General features: G+C 56.9%; 16 protein-coding genes and 2 pseudogenes. 13 read left to right on the forward strand and 5 right to left on the reverse strand.

Annotated elements, in window-relative coordinates; translation table 11 throughout:
* Nucleotides 1–165 precede the first annotated feature (165 nt).
* Nucleotides 166–378: a hypothetical protein gene (locus tag HW090_RS13245; protein ID WP_172901756.1), complete on the forward strand. Its 213-nt coding sequence runs from the start codon at nt 166–168 to the stop codon at nt 376–378.
* Nucleotides 379–573: 195 nt separating this feature from the next.
* On the opposite strand, the gene HW090_RS13250 is transcribed toward HW090_RS13245, so the two are convergent.
* Nucleotides 574–1,449 carry a WYL domain-containing protein gene (locus HW090_RS13250; protein WP_096426792.1) on the reverse strand — a complete coding sequence of 292 codons (876 nt, stop codon included), beginning with the start codon at nt 1,447–1,449 and terminating at the stop codon, nt 574–576.
* Nucleotides 1,450–1,568: 119 nt separating this feature from the next.
* On the opposite strand from HW090_RS13250, the gene HW090_RS13255 reads away from it, so the two are divergent.
* Together HW090_RS13255 and HW090_RS13260 are read left to right on the forward strand one after the other, a co-directional pair.
* On the forward strand, nt 1,569–1,826 hold the full coding sequence (locus HW090_RS13255; protein ID WP_096426791.1) for a hypothetical protein: 258 nt from the start codon (nt 1,569–1,571) through the stop codon (nt 1,824–1,826).
* Nucleotides 1,827–1,835: 9 nt separating this feature from the next.
* Complete coding sequence (locus tag HW090_RS13260) at nt 1,836–2,888, forward strand: ADP-ribosylglycohydrolase family protein (protein ID WP_179113966.1); 1,053 nt, start codon at nt 1,836–1,838, stop codon at nt 2,886–2,888.
* A 332-nt stretch (nt 2,889–3,220) separates the two neighbouring features.
* Here the strand turns inward: HW090_RS13260 and HW090_RS13265 are convergent, their stop codons facing one another.
* The 3 genes from HW090_RS13265 to HW090_RS13275 all read right to left on the reverse strand — a co-directional run bounded on the left by HW090_RS13265 (nt 3,221) and on the right by HW090_RS13275 (nt 9,526).
* Complete coding sequence (locus HW090_RS13265) at nt 3,221–5,407, reverse strand: dynamin family protein (protein WP_179113967.1); 2,187 nt, start codon at nt 5,405–5,407, stop codon at nt 3,221–3,223.
* 155 nt (nt 5,408–5,562) lie between these two features.
* Nucleotides 5,563–7,806 carry a dynamin family protein gene (locus HW090_RS13270; protein WP_179113968.1) on the reverse strand — a complete coding sequence of 748 codons (2,244 nt, stop codon included), beginning with the start codon at nt 7,804–7,806 and terminating at the stop codon, nt 5,563–5,565.
* A 13-nt stretch (nt 7,807–7,819) separates the two neighbouring features.
* Entirely contained in the window at nt 7,820–9,526 is a 1,707-nt protein-coding gene (locus tag HW090_RS13275) for a dynamin family protein (RefSeq protein ID WP_179113969.1), read from the reverse strand.
* 701 nt (nt 9,527–10,227) lie between these two features.
* Here HW090_RS13275 and HW090_RS13280 point away from each other — a divergent pair.
* On the forward strand, nt 10,228–10,713 hold the full coding sequence (locus tag HW090_RS13280) for a hypothetical protein (RefSeq protein ID WP_179113970.1): 486 nt from the start codon (nt 10,228–10,230) through the stop codon (nt 10,711–10,713).
* A 52-nt stretch (nt 10,714–10,765) separates the two neighbouring features.
* On the opposite strand, the pseudogene HW090_RS13285 reads toward HW090_RS13280, so the two are convergent.
* Nucleotides 10,766–11,044, reverse strand: a pseudogene (locus HW090_RS13285) (WYL domain-containing protein); the annotation flags it as partial.
* Nucleotides 11,045–11,148: 104 nt separating this feature from the next.
* Here HW090_RS13285 and HW090_RS17940 point away from each other — a divergent pair.
* The 9 genes and pseudogenes from HW090_RS17940 to brxL all read left to right on the forward strand — a co-directional run bounded on the left by HW090_RS17940 (nt 11,149) and on the right by brxL (nt 26,664).
* A pseudogene (locus HW090_RS17940) lies at nt 11,149–11,371 on the forward strand (hypothetical protein).
* A 176-nt stretch (nt 11,372–11,547) separates the two neighbouring features.
* Nucleotides 11,548–11,745, forward strand: a complete 198-nt coding sequence (locus HW090_RS13290; protein WP_096426785.1) for a helix-turn-helix domain-containing protein — start codon at nt 11,548–11,550, stop codon at nt 11,743–11,745.
* Nucleotides 11,742–12,356 (forward strand): DUF1819 family protein, encoded by a 615-nt coding sequence (locus HW090_RS13295; protein WP_096426784.1) that lies wholly within the window; start codon nt 11,742–11,744, stop codon nt 12,354–12,356. The genes HW090_RS13290 and HW090_RS13295 overlap by 4 nt, the downstream gene beginning before the upstream one ends.
* Entirely contained in the window at nt 12,353–13,009 is a 657-nt protein-coding gene (locus HW090_RS13300; protein WP_096426783.1) for a DUF1788 domain-containing protein, read from the forward strand. The genes HW090_RS13295 and HW090_RS13300 overlap by 4 nt, the downstream gene beginning before the upstream one ends.
* A gap of 11 nt (nt 13,010–13,020) precedes the next feature.
* On the forward strand, nt 13,021–16,578 hold the full coding sequence (brxC, locus tag HW090_RS13305) for a BREX system P-loop protein BrxC (protein ID WP_096426782.1): 3,558 nt from the start codon (nt 13,021–13,023) through the stop codon (nt 16,576–16,578).
* A gap of 90 nt (nt 16,579–16,668) precedes the next feature.
* Nucleotides 16,669–20,172, forward strand: coding sequence for a BREX-1 system adenine-specific DNA-methyltransferase PglX (gene pglX, locus HW090_RS13310; protein WP_179113971.1), 3,504 nt, complete (start codon nt 16,669–16,671; stop codon nt 20,170–20,172).
* Nucleotide 20,173: 1 nt separating this feature from the next.
* The gene (locus tag HW090_RS13315) at nt 20,174–22,048 is read left to right on the forward strand and encodes a DUF262 domain-containing protein (protein ID WP_096426780.1); all 1,875 of its coding nucleotides are present in this window, start codon (nt 20,174–20,176) and stop codon (nt 22,046–22,048) included.
* Nucleotides 22,045–24,552, forward strand: a complete 2,508-nt coding sequence (pglZ, locus tag HW090_RS13320; protein ID WP_179113972.1) for a BREX-1 system phosphatase PglZ type A — start codon at nt 22,045–22,047, stop codon at nt 24,550–24,552. The genes HW090_RS13315 and pglZ overlap by 4 nt, the downstream gene beginning before the upstream one ends.
* Before the next feature lie 12 nt (nt 24,553–24,564).
* A complete protein-coding gene (gene brxL, locus HW090_RS13325) occupies nt 24,565–26,664 on the forward strand; it encodes a BREX system Lon protease-like protein BrxL (RefSeq protein WP_096426778.1) in 2,100 nt (699 codons plus the stop codon).
* Nucleotides 26,665–26,742: the final 78 nt, after the last annotated feature.

Consider the following 26,742-nt stretch of genomic DNA (forward strand, 5'->3'; position numbering starts at 1 on the left):
ATACATGGAGATGAAACAGGAGCTGGACCGACGTGCCTCTGATTCGGCCTGACAAACGCCGATAACGTCGACAACTCCGTCCTTTTTCTGCTTCCAACGGGTGTCTGCTTGGGCCAAGTTGGCGCGACCGTTCAGCTAAGGTCCCATTTCAACGCGAGGTTCGTGATGTGTAACGATCAAGAGGATGGTCACTCGGATGACCCAGCACCTGCGCAAGTTGAAACCGAGGGTGAGGTCGAATACAGCGAGGAATTCGCCGCCATGATCCTGGAGCAGGAGGCGAAGGGCTGCTTCCAGGAAATTGACGTCGATGACATGCTCGCTCTGCTCGACTGCATGATCATCGAGGCCCAAGGCATGGGGCGGAAGCTACAGTGACTGGGGACAGCCCTGACTGTTGATACAGATGTCGCCAGCCGGTATGGCTGAAATCCTCGACGGTTGGATCTCTTCTTGGCTGGCCGTGGGTGAGTCGTCCTCCGAATAGGGTTGAGCAGATACACCCGCGGCTGAACGAGCATTAGCTGGCCATCGACTCGGGACGTCATGCCCCTCGTCTCAGGGATTTGAGCGTCAGTCATTCATCAGCCACGGCCTCAGTTCCTTGAGGTTGCTCACCACAATTTGCTGGGCCTCAGGGCTCGTCGCCAGGTTGCGCGGGTCGATCCGATAACGCATCAACACATACTTCACCAAGGCCCTGCGGCTGGGCACCACCAATTGTCCTTGCGTCATTCCGAAGTCGGTTTCAATGATTGCCTTCTGTGCCTCGTTCAATCGCCCATCGGGCTCGAAGATAACCGGAATCTCGACATTCCAGTCTTCATCCAGCTCCCGTGTATTCGGCGATTCGTCGAGCAGGTCCGGCTGCCCGCGCAGGCGGCTGAGCACGAAGTCGCGGTACTGGCCATTCTTTTCGCAGTAAGCCCGCACATGCCAACGCATGCCGGTGTAGACCAGCGTGTGAGGGGCGATGAGGCGAACCTCTACGTTCGGGGTATTAAACGACACGTACTCGGTTTCCAGGCGCAGGCCTTCGCGGCAAGCCTTGAGCAAGGGGCGCAGGATCTCCGGCCGAATGGGGCGATCCGGCACTTCCAACACTTTGGTGTGCGCATAGGCCAGTGCCAGTCCGTCGATGTGCGGGGCACGCTCATTGTTCTGATAGAGCAGGTGCAAATAGGCACTGGCACTGTCGTCGATGAACAGGGGTTTGAACTGCTTGCTCGGCACATACCCTTTGAGCTGCTTGTCATATGTCAAGTTTTTGGGCGCATGCTCGCTGATGTAAGTATTGATGTCCTTGGACGCCTGCTGGCGGCTGATGCCAAAGCTCTGCATCAAGTGCCCCGTGGTCAGCCTGCCTTCCCACCAGGTAACGGTCTCGATCAAACGATAGCGAAGTGCCAGGTCCCAGCGTACCTGTTCAATGGATTGCTTGCGTTTCATACCCTCTCCATGTGCGCGAATACTTTACCTGTATAAGTCTACATTCTAGACCTGTCGTTAATCACTACATATCGTGTGTCTGTCTTCGAAATAAGTTGAAGTCACGAAAGGAAGTGGACATGACTATGTCTGAAGCGGTTTCGACAGGGGCGCTGGTGTTGATCGGGATGATCCTGACGGTGCTCCTGATGCAGTACCTGAGGTTGCGAGAAATCTGGCACGTGGCGCTCGCCTGTCGCAAGGACGCGCGTTGGGCGCGGATCTGGGAAATGGAAAACCGGGAGCTACGTTCGGCACTGCGTGCTGAGAAAAGGCACATCGAGCAGTTGCAAAGCAAGCTCATGATTTTGCAGAACTTGATCTGTGCAGAGCGATAAGAGAAGGGCATGAACAGACTTGAACGGATCAAAGGCTGCCTGCTAGGCGGTGCTGTCGGAGACGCGCTCGGCGCCCCCGTGGAGTTTCTTGAGTGGCCTGCCATCGAGGCCAGGTTCGGTCCGCAGGGCATCATTGATTTTGCCCCGGCTTACGGCATTACCGGTGCCATCAGCGACGACACGCAGATGATGTTGTTCACCGCAGAAGGTTTACTGCGCGCTTTTGTGTTTGGCAGTTCACGGCAGGCGTGCCATGTCCCGAGCGTTATTCACCACGCGTTGCTGCGCTGGCTGCTGACCCAGGATTACCCCTCGACGACACCGGTCGCCGCAGATGGCTGGCTGATCGAGCAGGTGGAGCTCTGGTCTCGTCGCGCCCCTGGCACAACCTGCCTGAGCGCACTCAAGGCCAGCGCGCAGCTGGGAGCGGTTGCCGAAAACAACAGCAAAGGCTGTGGCGCGTTGGTACGTGTTGCGCCCTGTGCATTCTTTGCCAATGCATTTGACTACGCAGCGCAATCTGGGCGCCTGACGCACGGGCATCCGACGGGCTACCTGGCGGCTGGGCTATTCGCAGACATTCTTCAGCGTGTTGTCGATCTACAAGACAGCCTGGAACACGCCGTGACTCAAAGTTTGGCCAAGTATGGGCAAGTGCCTGGTATGGAAGAAACGCGCAGCCTTATTGAACGGGTGCTGTTCTTCTTTTACGAGGGCTATAAGCCAACCCCGCAACGCATTTGCGATCTTGGCGGTGGTTGGGTCGCCGAACAGACGCTGGCGATTGGACTGTGGTGTGCGCTGACAGCACGATCACTCGAAGAAGGGGTGATCACGGCAGTGAATCACAGTGGCGATAGCAACAGCACAGGGCTTGTCGCCGGGCACTTGTTGGGTGCCCAGTATGGTGCTGCTGCCATTCCTGCCCGCTGGTTCGAACGCCTGGAACTGCGCCAGGTGATCGTGCAGGTAGCCGAGGATCTTGAGCGTGTTCCACGTGATTACTGCGGGGTTGGTGGCGCGTTCGACGAGCAGATCGAATTGGCTTATCCGGGCAGTTGAATGCACCGATGGCAATACATCAGCGAAGAGACCAAGGAGCTTTAGAATGCCCATCAAACCCAGGCCCTTCACCTTTGAATGTGAAGGATGCGGTTGGACAAAGACAGTGGCACCGCAAAGTGATGTGCTGATGCCCGGCGAGTGGTTTGACCAGTGCCCGAGGTGCGGGAGCAAGGCACTGAAGATGCGCACCGCCGGGTGGCTTGAAGGGGCGTTGGCGGAGTTGCTGGCGCGGCGGCGATTTTGAGCGCACAGGCCAGGGTTCAGCGCCCTGGCCAGCAACGGCCTGCCAGCAGGCAGGCCTGGGTTAGTAACACGCTGTGTGCCGGCGTTTAGCGGCGTATTCGAGTGCGAAGGAAGTCATCAGACTCGACAGAGGTTCTGGTGCGAACGAGTTCGCAAACCTCCAGGGCTTTTCGAGCGGCCAGCTTGAGCGTTCGACGAAGGCCTTCGCATTCATCAACGAGTTTTTCCAGCCCGGAAGAATCGAACATTTGCTCAGAGATGGGGAATGCTCGATCAATTCTGTCAAACAGCGCCGTTCCGCCTATTTCCAGTGCATCGAGCTTGAACGCATTGAACTCGCCCTTGCGGCCTTCCAGTTGCGCAATATCGGCCTGGATGGCCTGCTTGTAGGCATCGAATACGGTATCGAGCTTGCTGTTAACCTTGCCGACTACATCCACTTTACGGTTGATCGAGCGCAGGAACTGCTCGAACGTCAGGCCGCTGGAGGGGTAGTCTTTCTTGCGCGTGGACGAATAGGCGCACATGCCGGCGTACTCGATACCCGCGAAACTCAGGTCGTCGGCTACTTGCTCCATGATCTCGAGAATATCGTCCTGAGACTTCACATCCGCCTTGTTCAACACGATATACAGCGACTCTGCGCGGAACGGCGTGGACTCGATGAACTCGATGTCGGACTGGTCGATGGTCCCGGCCGGGTCAAGGCCGATGACCCAGACCAGCGCCGATGCCTGATTGACCAGGGAGGCTGCAGTGCTACGGTCGGAGGCCGCGGCCCCACCCGTGGTACCCGGGTTGTAGCCGGGCGTATCGATGATGCACAGGTTGCCGAACAGCTCCGGGTCCATGGGAACCTTGACGCTGATGAAGGGCAGGATGCGCCGCAGGTCGAAGCCGAAGGCCTGAACATATTCGTGGCACATCGACGCGTACAGGCTGGGCTCCAGGTCGATGGCCCCACCGTTATACGAATAACCCTTGATCCGGGTTTCTTCGGAGCACACCACGTAGCTGGGGACCACGGTCACCGGGTTGATGCCGGTCGCCAACTTCACGCTCGGGTTACGGATGAAGCTGTTGACGAACGCCGACTTTCCGCTGCTGAAACCACCCGCAATGCTCAGGATGGTTTTGCCGGCAATGCTCGGGAAGTTGTTCAGCATCTGCATCTCGGCGAGGATCGCCTGCATGTCGAGCACTGCTTGGGCTTCACCGGCCAACGACGATTCTCGGCTGGCGAATTCCATATAGTCGTGGTTGATCAGGTCGGCGAATTTGGCCAGCTCTTCATTACCGGGCGGTTGCTGGGCCAGGACTTTGCTCACCAGGGAAAATTTCTCGGTTAGCGACAGGTGCTGCTTGTTGATGTCGGCGTAGTTGTCTTCCAGGTGCTGCTGGGAGGCCTTCAGTTGTTCGGTCAGGCTTTCCAGTAGGTCGACGTTCTGCTCCGTGGAAATCAACTGGTTCTTATGTTCCTCCAGGTACGTCTCCAGCTCGGCAATTTGTGCCAGCGCCTGTGCCTTGCGTTCCTCTAGCTCGGCCGCATTGGCTCGCTCTGCCTGCAACTGTGTTGTTAGCGCTTCATTGTCCGACTCCAGCGAGTCGATCTGTACAGCCTGCCCGGTGCACTGTTCGGCCAACTGCTGTTTGGCGTCGTTCAGTGCTTCGATCTGCTGCTGCGCGTCCGAGAGGGTGTGCCCAAGTTCAGCGATGCGCTGTTCTTTTTCCGCCAGCGCCTGCTTGCGATCTGCTAGCTGCTGTTGAAGGGTGGCGATCTCGGCAAGCGCCTGGTCCTTGCGTGCTTCCAACTCTGCCGTATTGGCCTGTTCTGCCTGCAACTGGTCGCTGAGCGTCTCATTGCGCGACTCCAGCGTGCGGATCTGCTCAGTCTGCTCGGCGCACTGCTCGGTCAACCGCTGTTTGACGTTGTTCAGCGCTTCGATCTGCTGTCGAGTATCGGCCAGGGTGTGCTGGAGCTCCTGAATGCACCGCTCTTTGTCGACAAGCTCCTGTTTGTGGTCGGCAAGGTGCTCTTCGAGCCCTGCGATCTGGGTCATGGCCTGAGCCTGACGCTCTTCCAGATCCTTGGCGTACACCTTGGCCTGGGCCAGTGCGAGCATAGCCTTCTGGAGCTTGCCCTTCTCCTGCGCTAACGCTTCGGAGGTCGAGGCCAAATTGGCTGTTTCAAGCTGCAACGCATCGACTAGCGAGCCGTTGCGTGATTTTAGCTCGCCGATTTCGTCGTTCTGGCCCGCGCACAGCGCGGACAATTGCTGATTGGTGCTGAAAAACGTGTCGAGCTGGCACTGGGCATCATCCAGGTGGCCCTGAAGTTCAGCTGCCAGCTTCTTGCGTTTGAACTGCCAGAAGCGGGACAGCGACTCCAGCGTCGAGCGTGCCTGTTCATGAATGGCTGGCGGGTTGCTCACAGGGTGACCTCTTCGGCCTTGCGTGCCAGACGTTCAAGCCGGTCAATGGTTTGAGCCGCGTTGTCGACCTGATCCTTGAGCACATTGATCCGGCGTTGAATTTCATCGACGAAGGAGTTGGAGATGGTGGAAGGTGCGTTGCGTTCAACATCGTTGAAGAACGAACTGATCTTGCTTTTGACCTTGCTACCCAACGAGCCAATGAAGTCATCGGCGGCATCCTTGAAACGTTCGGCCTCGTAGCCCTTGAGTGTGCCGTTACTTTTCAGGGAGTCAGGCAACGGAATGCCCAAATCAAAGTCATCGTCAGGAATCGATTGAATGATCGAAAGAATCGCGAGCTTGATCATTTGCGCATTGGCATCCTGTTCAAGCACCTCACGGATCTTCGGCGTGAGGGTCCGGGCCAGTTCTTCGTTCAACCCGCGATGAGAGCTCTCCACCTTGGCGCCCAGCTCATCCTGGATGTCGTTCATGAACTCGTTGATGGTGGAGATGACCTGACTACTGATGATCTTGGAGCGGACGACCGTTTTCTCGGTAGTGCCGCCGCCCCAAAGCTTGCGGGCAAACCAGCTGCCAACCCCAGGGTTGTCGACGACAATGGTTTCACTGAAAGAGCCTTCCGCATCTTTGACAGTGGACTGCGTCTCGCGAAGCAATTGCGCAGCTGTCTTGCGCATGTCGTCACGCAACTTCTGGCGGTAGTCGGCCATGGTGTATTTGAAGCTGACATCCAGTTCCAGCGAGAGATCCAGTCGCTTCGATTCCAGCGAAGCCAGTTGTTCGTCCAGCTGATCGACGTTGGCGTTCTTGATCTGGATGACCTGGTTGCGTGCCAGGGTGATGATCAGCGCCTTGAATGCCTCAAGGTTCTTTTGTTTCCGAACCATCAGGTTGGCGATTTTTTCCCGTGTGATCTCCGTTTTCTTCTCGCGCACCTGGGCAAGCATGGCGTTGATCGCGTCAATGTTTGCCAAGCTGTCCAGGCTGCTCAACGACAGTGCCTGGTTGTCGCGAGTGAAGTAATCCGGGTAATCGGTGGACAGGTTGTCCCAGGTCACCTGCTCGTTCGAGTCCCAGGTTTCGGGCGTTTCGAAGCGGCGGTTGAGGCTGTGGCACAAGCCGGAGCTATGCAGCAGGTTACGGTGCACCGAACCGATCAGGTTGTCGAACACCGAGCCCACTTCCGGGCTGCTCATCTTGAGGTCTGCAAGGGTGCTCTGTGCCCGTGCCGACAGCTGGGCACGGATGGCTTCCACGGCATCGCTCAAGCGCGCGCGTTTTTCGCTGCCGTACAGTTGTGTGTCGATCTGGCTGGCCACCAGTACCAGTTCCTGAATGCCTTCCTTCTGGGTAATACGCCCCATCACCTCAAGGTCTTGCTCATTGAGGAACTGGCCGGCCGGGCTGACGATGAACACCACGTCGCAGGTTTTCAGCAATTCGACCGTGCGCTCTTCGCGCGACTGGACCGGATCGTTCATGCCGGGGGTATCGATGATGCAGATATCGCGTAGTGCCTCCAGCGGCATGGCGACATGAACCGTCTTGGTGAACGGCATGTACGTGCCGTCGGCACCGACATAGTTGTACAGACGAGCCGCCAGCTCTTTCGGGTTACCTGCCTGAATCTCGCTGTGCAAGTGCAGGGTGGCCGCATCGAGCCCTGACCTCTTCATGCGCTGGAACTGGTCGTATGCCGCGAACAAGCCTTCTTCGCGTTGCAGTTCGCTCAAGGCTTTTTTATCGGCCATGATCGTCAGCTGCGCCATATCGAGGGGCGCGCTATTGGCTTGGGCGTTACGACGCTTCACCAGCTCTTCCAGGCATTCGCGCTTGCGCGTGGCAAGGCGTTGCTCGAACTGGTCCGATTTGAAGCGGATCGCGGCGATGTCCGTTTCGCTGTAGAACTCAACCTTGGCCTGGAACACTTCGCCCCAGGTAATGGTGGTCAGTGCAGCGGTCATGGGTGTTGCGGCCTTGGGCAGGATCGGTTCGCCATTAAAAATCAGCGCATTGAGCAGCGATGACTTTCCGGCTTTCACACGACCAACAATACCGATGTTCATCAGCCGGTTCTGGTCCTGCAACGTCTGGCACGCTTGCGCGAGCTGTTGCGGTTGGTCGATGCCGTTCAGCCGCTTGAACTGCTCGATTTCGCGCTCAAACAGGTCCTGGTTGCTTGCTGCCAGCGTGTGCAGGCTTTCGCTAAAAGCGACGAGTGATTGGTAATCCATTAGGTCGTTCGCCTTACTTGTAGAGGTGTTCGTTTGCAGCGGCTTTTACTGCGGTGGCAAGGTTTTCCAGCACAGCAGTCTTCTCGCTGATCTGTGCTTCAAGCTGCAGGCTTTCCTGTGCAATTGAGTCGATCACATGCTTTTGCTTGGTGATCTGCTCTTCGAAACCGTCGCTGATCTTCTTCAGCATGGCGTTGAGCTGCTCGTCGATGATTGCAGGAATTTTTCCGCGCAGTTCCGCCTTGATGTTGGGGAACACTTCGCCGGTCAGTTTCTGGCGAAACTTCTCGCGCTCGTTACCGCCACCGTTAAACATCTTGAGAATTTCGGGCAAGAAGATGATCACCAGCTCTACCAGCGGATTGACCACGGTGGTGGTGACAGCGAGCACGGTAGAGAGGCTGCGGTAGAGCATGACGCCGCTGTTCTTGTCTTCCTCGGCACGATTGCTCAGGCGTGTCGACCAGTCGCTGAGCATTTCCGTGGTGCGCTCCAGCGAGAACTTGACTTTGCTGGAAAGCTCCTCGCTCCAGTTGCCGCTGATGTCCAGTACGGACATCTGGCTGCTGGTGGCACTGAGGTTGCTGGCAATCCGGTCGACCATGTTGGTGGAGATGTCCTGCACTTCAGATTTGATCGTGCTGGACAGGCTGCTGCGGATGATGTCGGAGAGTGCATTCGACAGGGCACTCGGGTTCTTACTGCTGCCCAAGGTGACCAGTTCGTCGAGGGAGTCGTTAAGGGCGTTGTCCAGGCCGCGCAGGCTACGGTCGAGCATTTTCCCCGAGTAGCGATCTTTCAGGTCCGACTCGACGTCTTTGCGTTGCTCCAGCAGCTTGGCCAAGGCCTGCTCGAGTGCGCGTGCGGTTTGCTCGCTCTCGGCCTTGTCCTTTTTCAGCATGCTCAGCGCCAGGTTGATCTGCGCCAGTACTTCGAAGTTCTGGTCCTTGAGGATGTCGATGAACAGGCGCGAGAACAGCACGTCAGGCTGCAATGCGGTCAGTGCATTTGTCAGTTCCTCACCACCACGGTTACCGATAGTGATGCTGCGGTAGTGCTCGCCGAAATACACCCCGAGCTGGTCGTCAATGTAGGCCTGCACGTCTTCAACCTGGTCGGCGGCGCGCAGGTTGCATTTGCTCAGCAGGAAGGTGAAATCGGTGTTGTAGGTTTTTAGCTCGTCGAGTTTGCGCAGCATCGACTGCGTAATGTTGCCGTCCTCGATGCTGGTCAGCACCACGAAGTGCACACCGCGCGGCAGGTAGTAAGCAATGGCCTTATTGTGGTTTTCCAGCGATGAGCCGAAGCCCGGCATGTCGACCAGCACCAGGGGCGCAATGGCTTTCAACGCCTCGCTGTCGAGGTACAGGCGCAAGTGAGAAAACTCGCTGGAACGACGGTTGATGGTACTCAGTGCTTCAACAGGCAAACGTTCCTGCACGCCGTCGGGCTTGATCGCCAGCAGATAAGGCTCGGAGGAATAACGAAGCTCGGTCGCCAGTTCAGTTTCTGGCGCAATCCCGACCGGCAAGATGTCCTTGCCCATCAGCGCGTTCAACAGCGAGCTCTTACCGGCACTGAAGGCCCCGATCACGGGCACTACAAGCTCGGTCTCCATCACTTTTGGAAGCAATGACTGATCGAATGAAAACGCTTGGTCATTGAGCAGCACCTGCATTTTCTTCAAGTAAGTGGCGAACTCTTTCTGGCTTTCGAGCATGGTGATATTCCTTTAAGTGTTGATGGTCTGCGCGAAGGCATGGCATAGGGTGCACAGAGGCTTATGCGCTGGGATATTCAAGTAATCGCTGGTCTTTTCTCGTCGTGCGAGAAGGGGGCCGGCCCGAGAAGGTTACAACCGCAGTTGCCGCGTTCGGGTCGCGTTCAGGGCCGTTCACGAGGTCAGTGCGTCACTGCTTGGCTCGTGGTCTTGTTACAGAAGCATTGAGTGCAATGGAAGGGGAGGGCAAAGGCATGCACACGTCCTTGTCTGTAGGGTGTTGATCGCGCATACCAAATAACTGATGGCATATCGCATCCCGGATGAGATTGCGTTGGGTGAAACCAATAGATCGGCGCAATCTGTTCTGCCTGTATGATGGCACTTTGATTCGGCATGGTAAACTGTCAACAAAACGCCCATATCCCGGGGTTTTTCTTCAGATGCAACGCGCATTTTCAAGGCCTTGCGCGGAGGTGCATGGTTGAAATATTTACCTGTATGCTTAACCAGTATTCAGGCGCTGCACGTGTAACTGCAAGCGGTAGGGATAGAACGAAAGCAAGTCAAGCTATTTTCTCGCCAATAAGCATTTGGCGAAGGCTTCATTTTTTAGTGGCGGCCTATTGGCATTATGCTGGTCGCGTTTTTGGTGATGGACCTCGCTTGGTTATCCAGCGAACTGGCAGGAGCAGCAATGAATGGTGTGGGTTATCGGTATCGTCGTCGCGTTGATCGGCTTTGCGATGATGTCTCGTCCTTTCAGGATTGGTTTCGCCCTCTATTTGGTCTTCCTGATTTACTACATCTACCTGTATGGCGGTAAAGGGGATCTGGCAGAGGCGTCCACCGCACTTTCACTCGTGTCCGGGGCGGTAGGCCTTTTGGTCCTCGGGGCAGTGCTGGGTGGCATACGGTCGAGTGCTGGCAGTGAGTCGGAGTACATAGCCAAACGTAAGCGAGTCTGGATTTTTCTGCTGAAGTTTGGTGGCGCATACGTTGTGTTTACCCAGCTGCTGACTGTGGCATTGTTTTTGGGCGGAGGGGGCGGTTCCTGGGAAGACTGGACAGCAGCAGGGTTCATGGTGAAATTACTGCCCTACAAGTGGGTTGGGTATTTGCTGATGTTGGCGGGGTACTACTGCTTGAAAGACAAATCCAAAACGCCCCGGCCCCTACGCACTTGATGCCTTTTTATCTCTTTTCAGAACTATCAAGCATTACCACCACTGTTGGACGTGCGCTGGCACTGTCGTCGATGAGCAGCGGCTTGAACTGCTTGCTTGGCATATAACCCTTGAGTTGCTTGTCATATGTCAAGTTTTTGGGCGCATGTTCGGTGATGTAGGTATTGATATCCTTGGACGCCTGCTGCCGACTAATGCCAAAGCTCTGTATCAAGTGTCCCGTGGTCAGCCGGCCCTCCCGCCAGGCTGCGGTTTCAATCAGGCGATAGCGAAGAGCTAGGTCCCAGCGAACCTGTTCGATGGATTGCTTGGCTTCATACCCTCTCCGTATGCTCGAATTCTTTACCTGTATAAGTCTACATTATAGACGTGTCACTTTGAGCTACATATCGTCTTGCTGTCTTCGGAATTATCAGGGTTTTGAAGGGGGCGAACATGGCTGCGTGGGATGGGGTTTCTATAGGCGCATTGCTGTTGATGGGGGCTACGCGAGCTCTGGAAAATGGCTCTCGACTTCAAAAGGTATGTGCGTTGGGCTCGCATTTGGGGGATGGAAATTCGGGAGCTGCGTTCAGCACTGCGGGCTGAGAAAGCGCACATTGAGCAGTTGCAAAGGAAACTGGTGATTCTGCAGGAGTTGATTCCGGCAGAGGGCTAAGGGGAGGGCATGGGCAGCGTTGGGCGTGTCAGCCTGATAGAAGGTGCTGTCACTGATGCGTCAGGTGCTTCAGTGGATTTCTTTAGTGCTCCTTAACAGGCTTGACCCAAATAAATCAGTCTTAACCCTAGCAAGTCAGCTAAAATCTTCGACTCTTAATCGATATGGATCTGGAAATGACCGATCGGTGGTTGAGTGTCGAGGAAATCGGTGAGCACTTGGGCGTGAGTAAGGACACTGTCTATGCATGGATCGCAAAGCGACACATGCCTGCGCACAAGGTGGGGCGGCTCTGGAAATTCCAGAAGGCTGAGGTCGATTCGTGGGTTAAAGCTGGTGGGGCAAGTGATGATGCGACTTTGGGGTCAGCATGAGTGCCGAGCGCTACCGTCTGTCATTCACCACGGGTGGTCTATTTCTGCAGGAAGCCCCGTTGGTTGCCGAGCGTTACCTGTCATTGCGCGACTGGTCGCAGACCCGTGCAGAGGTACGTAATGGCAACCTCCTGCAGGCGCGTACAGCCAGCTCTGCGAAGCGCATTAGCATCGAGTTGTTCGGGCGACTTGAACTGCTTGATATCGAAGAACTGGAGGCTCTGGTCGACGGTAACCGGCGAGAGCGCAGTTACTTGCTCTGGTCGGCGGTCTGTCGCCGTTATGGCTTCATCCGTGATTTTGCCATTGAGGTACTGCACGAGTACTACCTCAGCCGGCGTCACCGGATCATGACTACTGACTATGAGGCTTTCTACAACGCCAAGGCGCTTTGGCATAAGGAGCTGGATGAAATTGCAGTCTCCACCCAAAAGCGTTTGCGCCACAGTGTATTTCAGATGCTGCGCGAGTCCGACCTGCTCTCAGAGCAAGGTCAGATCCAGCCTGCACTGCTTACCCCGCATCTGGTCCGATTGATAGCCAAGCATGGGCGCGAACATCTGCTGGTTTTTCCAGCCACGGACAGTGAAATTCAAAGGTGGCTTCAATGAGCCGAAAAATCAGCCAGCAGCCCCTGGCCACGCGCTTCGAGCACCTGCTGGGCGTAATCAGCAGCCAGCGATTTCTGGAGATGAAAGGGCTGAACAACGACCTGCCGTTCTACATTTGCGAGTTCAAAGCCTCCGAGTCCTTCGAGATGCAGCGCATGCAGCGGCAGCTAGTCAACAACCTGGCCAGCATGAGTATCGGCTGCCTACAGGGACGTGGCGTGCGCGTCATGGAGATCAACCTTTACGATCTGTCCATTGAGCTGCTCAAGGCCCGCGATGGCAGTAGCGATGACAGCAGCCTCTGGGACGAGATACTCGCTGTTGAGTCCGAGGTAGAGAAAGATGCCCTGCTGGAGCTGCTGCAGAATGTCCTAGGCGTCGAAGAGTACCTGGTCCCGGCGATTGGCGAGCGCCTCGCTGGGGCGGAGTACGACGTTCTGTTTCTCTCCGGGATTGGCGAGGTGTTCCCCTACATTCGCTCGCACAACGTGCTCAACAACCTGCAGAGCACGGCCAAGGGAAAACCAACCGTGATGTTCTTCCCTGGCGAGTACCGTCATTCACTGCAGGAGGGGGCTTCGTTGGAGCTGTTCGGCCTGCTGCACGACGACAAGTACTACCGCGCATTCAATATTTTCGAGATTCAGGGCTGAGGAAGTAGTAGATGGAACTCAACGGTATTTTCCTGAACCCCGTCAGCCGCCCCATCGAGGGGGTGATCAAGGCCGACGATGAGACCAGCTTGTATGATGAACTGAGCGAGTACGTCCTTACCGACGAGGTTGCCAAGCGCTTGGAGCACTTCCTCGACGCCTACACCGATTACCACGGTGCCAACGGGGTATGGGTTTCGGGCTTCTTCGGTTCGGGTAAGTCGCACCTGCTCAAGATGCTGGCTCTGCTACTGGAAAATCGCTGCATCGATGGCACCTGTGCCCTGGAAATTTTTCTGCCCAAGATCCACGGGGACGATGCGTTGCTGCGCAGCAAGCTCAAACAGGCGGTCACCATCCCCTCGAAGAGCATCCTGTTCAACATCGATCAGAAGGCCGACATCATCAGCAAGACCCAGATCGACGCCTTGCTGTCGGTTTTCGTCAAGGTCTTCAACGAGATGTGCGGCTACTTCGGCAAGCAGGGCTACATTGCCCAGTTCGAGCGTGATCTCGACAGCCGCGAACAGTTCGAGGCCTTCAAGGACGCCTACCAGATCATCGCCAAAAAGCCCTGGGGGCGCGGACGTGAACAGGCCCTGCTTGAGTCCGGCAACATTGCCAAGGCCTATGCGCAGATCACCGGCGAAGATCCGGCTTTGGCCAAGGGCATCCTCGACAAGTACCGCACTCAGTACAGCGTTTCCATCGAAGACTTCGGCAACCAGGTCAAGGCCTGGCTGGACAAGCAGCCGGCCAACTTCCGCCTGAATTTCTTCGTTGACGAGGTGGGGCAATACGTCGCCGACAACACCAAGCTGATGACCAACCTGCAGACCGTCGCTGAAAGCCTGGCGACCAAGTGCCAGGGGCGAGCCTGGATCATCGTCACAGCTCAGGAGGACATGAACTCCGTGCTCGGCGATATGAGCAAGCAGCAGAGCAACGACTTCACCAAGATCCAGGCGCGCTTCGCCAACCGCCTCAAGCTGACCAGCGCCGATGTGGCCGAGGTGATCCAGAAGCGCCTGCTGACCAAGAACTCGGTGGGCACTGGACTGCTGGAAAGCGTCTACGGCCAGCAGTTCAACAACTTCAAAACGCTCTTCGAGTTCGCTGATGGCGGTCAGCACTACCAGAATTTCCGCGATCTTGAGCACTTCACCTACTGCTATCCATTCGTGCCCTACCAGTTCCCGCTGTTCCAGTCGGCCATCCGCGGCATTTCACTGCACAACGGCTTCGAGGGCAAGGCCAACTCGGTAGGTGAGCGCTCCATGCTCGGTGTGTTCCGCGAGGTGGCCATGGCCATCGACAATGAGCCGGTTGGCCAGCTGGCGACCTTCGACCGTATGTTCGAAGGCATTCGAGGCGCGCTGAAGAGCTCGATCCAGAGCGCGATCAACAACGCCGAACGTCACCTGGGTGATCCCTACGCCGTGCGCGTGCTCAAGGCGCTGTTCCTGGTCAAGTACGTCAAGGAGTTCAAGGCCACCTTGCGCAACCTCAGCGTACTGATGCTGGAACGCTTCGGCGAGGATGTACCAGCCCAGCGCAAGAAGCTGGAGGCCGCACTCAACCTGCTGGAGCTGCAGACCTACATCCAGCGCAATGGTGATCTCTACGAGTATCTGACCGACGAAGAGAAGGACATAGAGGAAGAGATCAAGAACACCGAGGTCGAGTCGGCCGACGTGATCAAGGAGCTGGAGGGGCTGCTGTTCGAGGGCGCAATCAAGCAGCGCAAGATCCGCTACGAGAACGGCCAGGATTACCCCTACGCGCGCAAGATGGATGACCGGGTGCTCAGCCGCGAGCATGAGCTGGCCATCCACGTCGTCACGCCGCTCAGCGACAACTTCGACAACCCCACGGTGCAGCGCATGCAGAGCATGGGGCGCGATGAGTTGCGTGTCGTGCTGCCCGCCGACGCGCGTTTCATGCAAGACCTGACTATGTACAAGCGCACCGAGAAGTACATCAGGCAGAACAGCAACACTCAGCAGGAGGCGGTCAAACGCATACTCGATGCAAAGGGCTTCCAGAACACCGAGCGTCTGGCCGAGTTGCAGGAGCGTGCCAAGTATCTTCTCGGCCACGCGCAACTGATTATCAATGCGGCCGATGTGGACGTGTCCAGCAACGATGGCCAGACCCGCATCCTCAAGGGTTTCTACCAGCTCATCGAAACCACCTATCCGAACCTGCGCATGCTACGCGATGTGGCGTTCAGCGAAAACGACGTCGGCAGATACCTGCGCCAGGGGCAGGATGGGCTGCTGGGCAACGACGTCACCAGCCTGAGCGAGCCGGAGCAGGAGCTGCTGGCCTTCATCCAGACCAATGCGCGCAGTGGCGTGCGGACCACGGTGAAGAGTCTGCTGGAGCGATTCGAGCGCAAGAGCTATGGCTGGTACTACGCCGCCATCCTCTGCAACCTCGCGCTGCTCTGCGCACGCGGCAAGGTCGAGGTGCGACAGGACAGCAACCCGCTGGAGGGGGACATCCTGGAGCGCAGCCTGCGCAATACCAACGCCCATTCCACGTTGGTGCTGGAGCCGCAGATCGAGTTCACTGCCTCCCAGGTGCGGACGCTCAAGGATTTCTTCGCCGACTTCTTCGATCGGCCGACCAGCAGCAACGAGGCCCGCGCCCTGGCCCGTGAAACCATCGATGCCATCAAGGATCTGGAGCTGGAGCTTGCCGAGCTGCACGGCCAGAAGACGCAATACCCCTTCCTGGTGACTCTAGACGGGGTGCTGGCGACCCTCAAGGAAATCGCCGCGAAAAACCCCAGCTGGTTCCTGACCGACCTGTCTCGTGCGGAAGACGCGCTGCTCGAAACCAAGGAGCAAATCATTGATCCGCTGCAGCGCTTCATGCGCAGCCCGCTGCGTGAGATCTACGATCAGGCCCGCCAACTGATGCAGGAGCAGCAAGACAACTTCACCTATGTGAACGTCGTCGAGGTTGAGGCTATCCGTGCCGTGCTGGCCGACAGCAGGCCCTGGCAGGGTAACCGCTTACAGCAGGTCAGGCCGCAGCTGGAGACGCTCCAGCTGGCCATTGCCAACCAACTGGCCAGCGAGCAGCAAGCCAGCGAGCAACTGCTCGACGAACTGGAGCAGCGCCTGTGTGGTGCTGACGGCTATGCAGGGCTAAGTGTGGGGCACAAGGAACAACTGGCATCCTCCTTTAGTGCTGCTCGCCAGGCACTGAATGGACAAAAACTGATTGCAGTACTGCGTGATCAGCGCCGGCGTTTCGAGGATGAGCGCTACCCGCAACTGTTGCTTAACCTCGAACTATTGGCCCGCCCACAACCTGTAAAGCCCGAGCAACCCGAGCCGTCACCGCAGCCCAGCAAGGAACTGACGGGGGGCGGCAATGTGCCGCCCGGCCAGCCGCCGCAGAGAGTTGCTGAGCCGCGCATCGTACAGGCGCGTCAGATCAAGGTCGGTTACGGCAAGCCGTGGCTCACCAGCGAGGCCGAGCTGGACGATTACCTGCAGAAGCAGCGCGAGGCCTGGCTGAGAGAGATCCAAGCCGGTAACCGCGTACAGATCTGATTTTGTAACGAATTCAAGTGGCCTGCCTGCTGCGGGCCACTCTAGGTTGAGACTGCCCGGTCGAGTGCCGGGAGCAGGAGAGTTGGAAAGATGGAAACCGCCAAGCTGAAGAAGTTTGCCCAGGCTGCCCGCACCGAGCTGCGCAAGCAGGTCGAAACCAAGTTGATCCAGGTGCTGCACGCCAGCAGTGCTGCGCGTCGCGAGAATCCGCAGGCTGTGGCTCAGTTGGAAAGGCAGATCCAGGAGTCCAGCAAGGAGCAGGTAATCGAGAGGGTCGCCTACACCTGGTTCAACCGCTTCTGCGCCTTGCGTTTCCTCGATGTGAACGGCTTCACCAATCCCCGTGTGCTGACGCCCATGGAGGGACAGATCACCCCGGAAATCCTCGCCGAGGCGAAGATGGCGCTCCTGGACGAGGAGCTAGTCACTGGCAAGACGCGAGAAAAGGTTCTGGATCTGTTGGCCGGCAAGGCACCCAGTTCCGATCCTCAAGGAGAGGCATATCGCCTGTTGCTGGTGTCGGTGTGCAACCACTGGTATGGGCAGATGCCCTTCCTCTTCGAGCAGATCGCCGACTATACCGAACTGCTGATGCCCGAAGACTTGCTGTCGCAAGGTTCCATAGTTACCAGTCTGCGTGAGGTGATGAATGAGGAAGTCTGTCAGGACGTTGAGGTCATCGGCTGGCTCTACCAATTCTATATCGCGGAGAAGAAGGATGAGGTCTTCGCCGGACTGAAGAAGAACATCAAGATCTCTGCGGAGAACATCCCCGCCGCGACGCAGCTGTTCACCCCGCACTGGATCGTCCGCTATCTGGTCGAGAACTCGCTGGGCCGCCTGTGGCTGCTCAACCGTCCGCAGTCGAAGCTGGCCGAGAGGATGGACTACTACATTGCGCCGGAAGAGTCGGAGACGGACTTCCTGCGCATCTCCAGACCGGAAGAAATCCGCATCTTCGACCCGGCCTGCGGGTCGGGGCATATGCTGACCTACGCCTTCGATCTGCTTTACGCAATCTACGAGGAAGAGGGCTATGACCCGACCGAGATCCCGGCGCTGATTCTGACCCATAACCTCTATGGAGTTGAGATCGACGACCGTGCCGGAGCGCTGGCGGCCTTTGCGCTTGTGATGAAGGCCGCCGCTCGGCTCGGGAGGCGTCGTTTCCTGCGCATGAAGGCACAGCCCAATATCTGCGTGCTCGAGAATGTGAGCTTCACCCAGGATGAGCTGCACGACGTGGTTGCCATCATGGGGCGTGACCTGTTCACGGATGAGCTGCGCGAGACACTCTTGCAGTTTGAGCAGGCTAAAAACTTTGGCTCGCTGATCGTACCTAAACTGCGGGATCCAGTGGAGACGGCTCGGCTGGTAGCGGCAAAGGACTTTGGTGGCGATCTGTTGCTGAAAGAAGTGCAGGGGCGCGTATTGGCTGTGCTACGTATGGCCGAGTTTCTCTCGAATAAATATCATGTTGTAGTTGCTAACCCGCCGTATATGGGCGGGAAAGGGATGAATGCAGATCTACAGGAGTTGGCGAAATCAAATTACGAAAGTGGAAAGTCTGACCTGTATTCGATGTTCATCCTCAGGGTCAGCGAAATGCTGCCACGCTTAGGTGTTACGGGTCTAATGACTCCCTTCACATGGATGTATCTTTCCTCGTTTGAGGAGCTTCGGTCAAAGCTTCTTGAGGTTGGTCAGCTTATTTCACTGGTCAAACCTCAATATCACACAATGTTTGATAGCGCAGCGGTCCCGATTTGCGCTTTCTGTTTTGAGGTCGGGAAAACAGAAAGTACGGGCGTGTTTTTCAACTTGGAGCAATTCAAGAGAAGGGAGCATCAGTCAGCAAAGTTGCTTGAGGCAATCAAAAACCCAGTTTCGCCCTGGCGCTACGAGATGAAGTCAAAGGTGTTTCGTTCGCTCCCAGGTACTCCAATCTCCTTCACTCTTCCAAAGCAAGTTATCAATATTTATCAGGTGGGTGGAACGGTAAAGGATCATTTTCCCCCGAGACAAGGCATTAAGACTGGAAGCAACGATAAATTTCTTAGGCTGTGGCATGAAGTAGAAAGAAATAATTCTGCTGTAGCGTCGGGAGATAGCGATATCCAAGCGCGACGTTGGTTCCCATGTTCGAAGGGTGGAAGCTTTCGTAGATGGTACGGTAATTATGAGCATTTGCTTGATTGGGAGAACGAAGGCGCGCGGATAAAGAACTTCAAAGATGATAGTGGGAAGCTATTATCGCGTCCTCAAAACATTCAGCATTTTTTCAAGGGTGGGCTAACTTGGTCGACCCTGACAATCGCGTCGATGTCGATGCGATTGCTTCCAAGTCACTTTGCTTTCGAGAGCAAGGGATCTGCAATACCGATCGAACATACTAGAGATCGGTGGCTGATGCTTGCGTATTTGAACTCATCCGTCGTCGACGCACTTATTGCAGCGACATCTCCTACTATGGATTACGGGGAGGGCGCAGTTGGAAGATTGCCATTTCCACCGAAAATCGAGAGAACAGTGGATCTTGCCCATGCGGCTTCAGAGTTGTCCCGCTCTGACTGGGATGCCTATGAAACCTCTTGGGATTTCACCAACCTCCCGCTCCTCTCGCCCGTTCATCGAGGGAAGACGCTGGAGGACAGCTACGCGTACCTACGCACCCTTTGGCAGAGCATGACTGACGACATGCAGCGGCTGGAGGAAGAAAACAACCGAATCTTCATCGATGCATATGGCCTACAGGACGATCTGACCCCCGAGGTGCCTATCGAGGAGGTCACCATCACCTGCAATCCTACATACCGCTACGGTGGCAAGGCCACGGCGCAGGAGAGAGAGGAGCGTCTGCGAGCAGACACCATCGCCGAGTACCTCAGCTATGCAGTGGGTTGCATGTTCGGCCGTTACAGCCTGGACAAGCCGGGCTTGGTGCTGGCCAACCAGGGCGAGTCGCTGGCGGATTACCTGCGACAGGTACCTGCGCCGCGCTTCATGCCGGATGAAGACAACGTGATCCCGCTGCTGGATGGTGAATGGTTCGCCGATGATGTGACCGAGCGCTTCCGCCAGTTCCTGCGCGTGACCTTTGGCGAGGAGCGCTACGAGGAAAACCTGGCCTTTATCGAAAAGGCGCTGGGCAAGGATGTGCGCAAGTACTTCCTCAAAGATTTCTACGCCGATCACGTCAAACGTTACAAGAAGCGCCCGATCTACTGGCTGTTCTCCAGCCCCAAGGGTACCTTCAGCGCCTTGGTCTACCAGCACCGCTACCGGCCGGACACCGTCAGCGTGGTGCTGCAGTACCTCCGTGACTTCCGTAAGAAGCTCGCTGCGCGACTGGACTACCTGCAGCAGGTGGCCATCAGCACCTCAGCCAGCCAGGGCGAAAAGACCAAGGCCAACAAGGAAGCGGAGAGCATCAAGAAGCAGCTGCTGGAGCTGGACGACTACGAGCGCGAAACCCTCTACCCGCTGGCCACCGAGCAGGTGCAGCTGGATCTTGACCTTGGGGTTAAGTCCAACTACCTCAAGCTGGGAGCAGCCCTGAAGAAAATTCCAGGACTGGAAGCCAAGGAAGACTGATATGGCAGGCCGATTCGAAAAGGCGATCACGATTCGCCAGGCAATACGCAACATCGATGACCGGACATTTTTGTTGCCGGCGATCCAGCGCAATTTCGTCTGGTCGACGCAGCAGATCTGCACGCTCTTTGACTCCCTGATGCGTGAGTACCCCATCAACACCTTCATGATGTGGGATGTGACGAGTCCGGAAATCAAGAACAAATACCGCTTCTACAGCTTCCTGACCGACTACTGCCAGCGCTTCAAGGAGTCCAACGACTATGTCCCGACTCAGGGGGACTTCAAGGACTTCAAGGCGGTCATAGATGGGCAGCAGCGGCTGACCTCAATCTACATCGGCCTGAAAGGAACTTATGCCTACAAGCAGCCTCGAGTCTGGTGGCCCAACACGCGAAACAATCAGGTTCTCCCGCCACGCCGGCTCTATCTCAACCTGAGCAAGGGCGTTGAAGGAGATGACAACGAGTCGATGGCCCAGTACGACTTCCGCTTCCTGACCGAAAAGCAGGCGGCATCGTATAAGAGCGATAGAACCTCGTATTGGTTCGAAGTGGGCAAGGTCTTGAGCCTGCCCGATGTGCGCTCTGATGATGAGATACTGATGGAGGTTGTGCTGCCCTACTTGGCGGAGCAAGGGCTGGCTAGCAACAGGTTTGCAGTCAAGACCCTGAATCGTCTGTACTACCTCGTCCGGCGGGAGGAGGTCATCCACTACTACAACGAGGAAAGTCAGGACATCGACCATGTCCTTGACGTGTTCATTCGCACCAATAGCGGGGGTACGCCGCTGGCGTTCTCCGACCTGTTGATGTCCATCGCCATTGCCAACTGGCAGGGCGATGCCCGTAAGGACATCGACGAGCTGGTCGCTGAGGTAAGGCAGAGCTCGGAGATGCAGTTCTCGATTGCCCGTGACTGGGTTCTGAAGACCTGTCTGATGCTGATCGGCGCCGATGTGCGGTTCAAGGTCAAGAATTTCGATACTGATCAGGTCAGTGTCATTCAGGCGCAGTGGCCGCAGATCCGATCCTGTATCGTCGCAACCTTCAAGCTACTGCGCCTATTCGGTCTGAATGACCATTCGCTGAGAGCAAAGAATGCTGTCATCCCGTTGGCCTTCTACCTGTATAAGCAGCTCTTCCAGGGCAAGCCGCTTTATCTGAGCATCAACAACATCAACCATTTGCGCGATGAGCGCCTGGCGCTATCGCGCTGGTTGCATATGGTGCTGCTGCGTGGGGTGTTTGGCGGTCAAGCCGATGGTGTGCTCACGAAAATGCAGCGCCTGCTTGCCAGGCATCTTGGCAAGAAGGGATTCCCTCTGGAGGAAATCATCGAAGCATTCACTGCGACCAACAAGGATCTGCGCTTCGACGAGGCCTACCTCAGAGGGCTGCTCGACATCGAGCATGGGGACTCGCGGTGCCGTTCGGTACTGAGTTTGTTGTACCCCGAGATCAACGAAAACCTGCAGCTGGACGTTGATCACCTGCATCCGCAGAGCGCCTTCACCAAGGCAGAGCTATCCAAGCAAGGCTTCCTCAATAATGATCCTGAGTTGATGGCGTTCTACCGGAACTCGCTCAACTGGAACTCGATTGCCAACCTGCACCTGCTGAATGCCTCGCAGAACCGCTCGAAGAAGGATATGCCGCTGATCGAATGGCTGGCCGACAAGGGCTGTGGCATCAAACCGGCCGATCTGCTGCTGGACGAGAGTGACAGCCTGCGTTTTGAGGACTTTCAGGCTTTCTGCCATGCACGGCGTGAAGCACTCCTGCAGCGCTTGCGCTGCAATGTGGTGGTCAGCGGTCCACTACCAGTACCTGAGGAGGTGCTGGATGAAGAGGAAGAAATCGAGGCTGTGGCATGAGCAACCCGAAGATCACCCAGGCGCTGACCAACCTGTTCGAGAAGCAGCGTATCGTCTTCTGGTACGACAACCGCCTGGAGTTCCGCTCTGATTTCAAGGCTCTGGAGCTGCCGGGGGTCGAGAAGATCGAGCTGGCCAACAACGAGTTTTGCGTGAAGTACCGCATCCTGCGCGAGCAGCCGGAGCAGAAATTTCTGCTCTACCGCGAGGGTGCAGAACCGCCACATCTGGAGAACTGGCTGCTCGACGTGCAGCTGGCCAGTGGCAATAGCTTCCGCACCGATCAGGTCGCCCTGTGGCTGGCTGAGCTGGAGTTGGGGCCAGATTGCTATCCGTTGCTGGAAGCCCATGCTGCGTTTTTTGAGTCCGCCAAGCGGCGCGAGGATCTGCGCAAGCTGCAGCAGCAGGTGGACTCGAACAACATGCTGCGTCTTAAGATGCTGGCGGTCTGTGCCGACGCTGAGCCGCGCTTGGATGTGATTTTGGAGGCACTGCTGGCTGAGCTGGCCAGTGCCGGCGATGCGCGAATCAAGCTGATCGAGAGCAGTGGCTTGAGTGGCTTCCTGTGGGAGCAGATGAGGCGTGCCTACGGTTATGTCTCGGACCAGCCGGGCCTCCATGACTTCGTCATCGAGCTGTTCAAGGCCTGTTTCCTGATGGGAACCGATCCGGAGCACAAGGCACGGCTGTCGGCCGAGTCGCTGGTGTTCCTTAAGCGCTGGAAGGACAGCCGCTCCCATCAGCAGAGCTTCGAGCTGCTCTCCGAGCAGTGCGCCGAAGTGCTGCAGATCAGTGATCGGCTGCATGGGCTCGATTACCGCAAGCTGATGGAGCTGGACTACTTCGAGCTGATCGACCGCAAGATCCTCAGTGAGCTGGTGCATGAGGTGGTGGCGAGGACGGTGACCTCGCAGGAGGTCGAGCAGTGGGTGCGCCAGCGCCGGCAGAGCCACTGGTTTACCCACTTCGAGGATGTCTACCTGGCAGTCGACCATGCCGCGCAGTTCCTGCAGTTACTGGATACGGCGCAGTTGGAGATGACATCGCTGAGCGATGGCGTGGAGAAGTATGCGCAGAGCTGGTATCGACTCGACCAGTTGTACCGCAAGTTCGTCTATCACGCCCGCGAATCGGGGCAGGCCTCGTTGCTGGAGGAGCTGAACACTCAGGTTGAAAACCATTACACCAACAATTTCCTGGTGCGCCTCAATGACCGCTGGCAGCAGCACGTCGATGCCGCGCATCGCTGGGAAGCCGCACCGATCATGCTGCAGCGGAATTTCTTTGGTCGCTATGTGAAGCCATTCGTCGAGCGCAAGACCAAGGTCTGCGTGGTAATCTCCGATGCATTCCGCTACGAGGTTGGCGAGGAGCTGCAAAGCCTGATTCGCCGCGAGGACCGCTTCGAGGCCGAGCTTGAGCCTGCACTGTCGATGCTGCCGAGCTACACCCAGCTGGGCATGGCAGCGCTATTGCCCAACCAGGCACTGCAGCTGGCTGAAAACGACAGTGGCGGTGCCATGGTGAACGGTCAGAGCGCTCAGGGGGCGGTCAATCGCGGCAAGATCCTCGCAGCAGCAGTGCCGAACTCTGAGGTAGTGCTGGCCAAGGATCTGCTGGCCATGAACCAGGTTGACTCACGGGCGCTGCTGCGTGACAACGATGTGGTCTACGTCTATCACAACTTGATCGACAAGACCGGTGATACCCGTGACACCGAGGAGCGAGTGTTTGCGGCGGCAGAGGAAACCCTGTCCGAGCTGGTCCGCCTGGTGAAGAAGCTGACCAATGCCAATGCCAGCAATCTGCTGATCACTGCGGACCACGGCTTCATCTACCAGAACCTTCCCCTGGAGGAGAGTGACTTCCTCAGCACTGAGCCGGATGGTGATGAGGTGCTGTATCGCGACCGGCGATTTGTCTTGGGGCGTGGCCTGTGCAGCCAAGCTGGCTTCAAGACCTTCAGCCCTAACCAGCTGGGCCTGGAAGGAACTCTGGAGGTGCAGATACCCAAGTCCATCAACCGTCTGCGTCTGAAAGGCTCCGGCAGCCGCTTCGTGCATGGCGGGGCGACGCTGCAGGAGGTGGTGATTCCGGTGGTCCGCATCAACAAGAAACGTCAGAGCGATGTGGGCCGTGTGGAAGTCGATTTCATCGGCGCTGGTGGCAAGACGATCACTACCGGGCAATTGGCCGTGGTGCTGTATCAGACCGAGGCGGTCACCGAGAAGAAGCAGCCACGCAGACTGCGCGCTGGCCTGTATACCCTAGACAGTGAGCTGATCTCGGATGCGCATGAGCTGACCTTCGACTTTGCGTCGGAAAATCCACGTGAACGCGAGCTGTCGGTACGCTTCATCCTCAGTCGCAAGGCCGATGAGGCGAACAACCAGCAGGTGGAGCTGCGGCTCGAAGAGCAGGTGGAAGGCACCTCGCATTTCACCCGGTACAAGGCTGCTCGGTATACGATTCGTCGTTCGTTCACCAGTGAATTCGATTTTTAAGCGGGAGCCTTCATGAGTCAGCTCGATGACAAGATCAACCAGTATTTCGCCGGTCTGGTCGTCCGCAAGGATCTGGTCAAGGCGGTAAAGGGCAACGCCATTGTGCCCTCCTATGTGCTGGAGTACCTGTTGGGCCAATACTGCGCCACCAACGACGAGGCCACGATCCAGGCCGGCATCGAGACGGTCAAGGAGATCCTGCGCAAGCACTATGTGCATCGCAATGAAGCTGGCCTGGTACGCTCTATCATCAAGGAGAAAGGCCGGCATAAGGTGATCGACCGCGTCAGCGTCTCCCTGAACGACAAGGATGACGTCTACGAGGCGGAATTCGCCAACCTCGGCATCAAGAAGGTGCTGATCGACTCCAGTACGGTGAAGTCCCACCAGAAGCTGCTGGTCGGCGGCGTGTGGTGCATCGCCGATCTGGAGTACGAGTACACCGAAGACAAGTCGGCCTCACCGTGGGTGCTTGCATCGCTCAAGCCGATTCAGATCTCCCGCTTCGACTTCGAGGGCTACTTGGATGCCCGCAAGCAGTTCACCACCGATGAGTGGATCGACTTGCTGATCCAGAGCGTCGGCTTTAACCCTCAGATGTTCGGCAAGCGCAATAAGCTGCTGCAGCTGATCCGTCTGATTCCGTTCTGCGAGCGCAACTACAACCTGATCGAGCTGGGGCCGAAGGGCACCGGCAAGTCGCATGTCTACTCGGAGTTCTCGCCTCACGGCATTCTGATCTCCGGTGGCGAGGTGACGGTGCCTAAGCTGTTCGTCCACAACGGCACGGGCAAGCTCGGTCTGGTGGGCTACTGGGATGTGGTGGCCTTCGACGAGTTCGCCGGCAAGCAGAAGCGCGTGGACAAGGCGCTGGTCGACATCATGAAGAACTACATGGCCAACAAGTCGTTTTCGCGGGGAGTGGAAACCCTTGGGGCCGAGGCCAGCATGGTATTCGTGGGCAACACCGATCACACAGTGCCGTATATGCTCAAGCACAGCGACCTGTTCGACCCTCTGCCGGAGAAGTTCCACGACTCCGCCTTCCTCGACCGTCTGCACAGCTACATTCCGGGCTGGGAGGTGGACGTGATCCGTGGGGAGATGTTCTCCGGCGGTTACGGCTTTGTGGTCGATTATCTGGCCGAGATCCTCCGTTCATTGCGCAGCCATGACTTCTCGGATCGCTACAAATGTCTGTTCACGTTGTCGGATGAAATCTCCACACGTGATCGTGACGGCATCAATAAAACTTTCTCCGGTCTGATGAAGATCCTCTTCCCACATGGTGAGGCGACTGAGTCGGAGGTCGAAGATGTGCTGCGCTGTGCCATCGAAGGGCGCAAGCGGGTCAAGGATCAGCTGCTGCGCATAGACACCACCTACCCAGCTGTGCGTTTTGCCTATCAAGGAAAAGATGGCGTGGAGAGGCTGGTCAGCGCCCTTGAGGAAGGGGAGTATCCGAACCAGTACCACCGGCGAGTGGCGAGTGACGTCTCGGAGTCGGATCTATTCGATATGGCTAAGGTCGTTCCCAGCGAGTCGGATAGCGATGCAGCCAGTCCTCTGCCTATTCAACAACTTGCTGTTTCGGCGAGCAGAGAGCAAGAGCTGAAGCCTCAGCATCTGGTTATTCAGGAGAATCAGCGCGGCGTTACCTTTGATAAATTGTTTGGGCCCTATTTAAAAGGGGCCAAGCGGATCATCGTTATAGATCCGTACCTGCGGATGTTCCATCAACTGCGCAATCTCATGGAGCTGCTGGAGACGATCAGCAAGCAGCTGATCTCAGGTGAGGAAGTGGCTGTACATGTAGTCACCGTGGAGGATGAGTTCAACGGTGATCGTCAAACCGAAAGCCTGCAGAAAATTGCCGACGCCTGTGCGGGGGTGGGTATTCAGTTCAGCTGGGCGTATGACACGACAGGGACTAAGCATGATCGTGACATTACTACTGACACTGGCTGGAAAATTATTCTTGGACGTGGGTTGGATATCTTCCAGCGCTTCGAGTTGAACGACGCGTTTAGCTTTGTGAATCGCTTACAGCAACATCGCCAATGCAAGGAGTTCAGCGCGACGTTCGTCAGGGTCGAGGATGCCGGAGAGTGAGAGGCTCTGGTTGCGTCTCCGTAGATCGGCAGCCCTTAGGGGCGTTGCGCGAGGTGATCATGCAGATTGTCGAGGATA

The organism is Pseudomonas sp. ABC1, assembly GCF_013395055.1.
Taxonomy (GTDB): domain Bacteria; phylum Pseudomonadota; class Gammaproteobacteria; order Pseudomonadales; family Pseudomonadaceae; genus Stutzerimonas.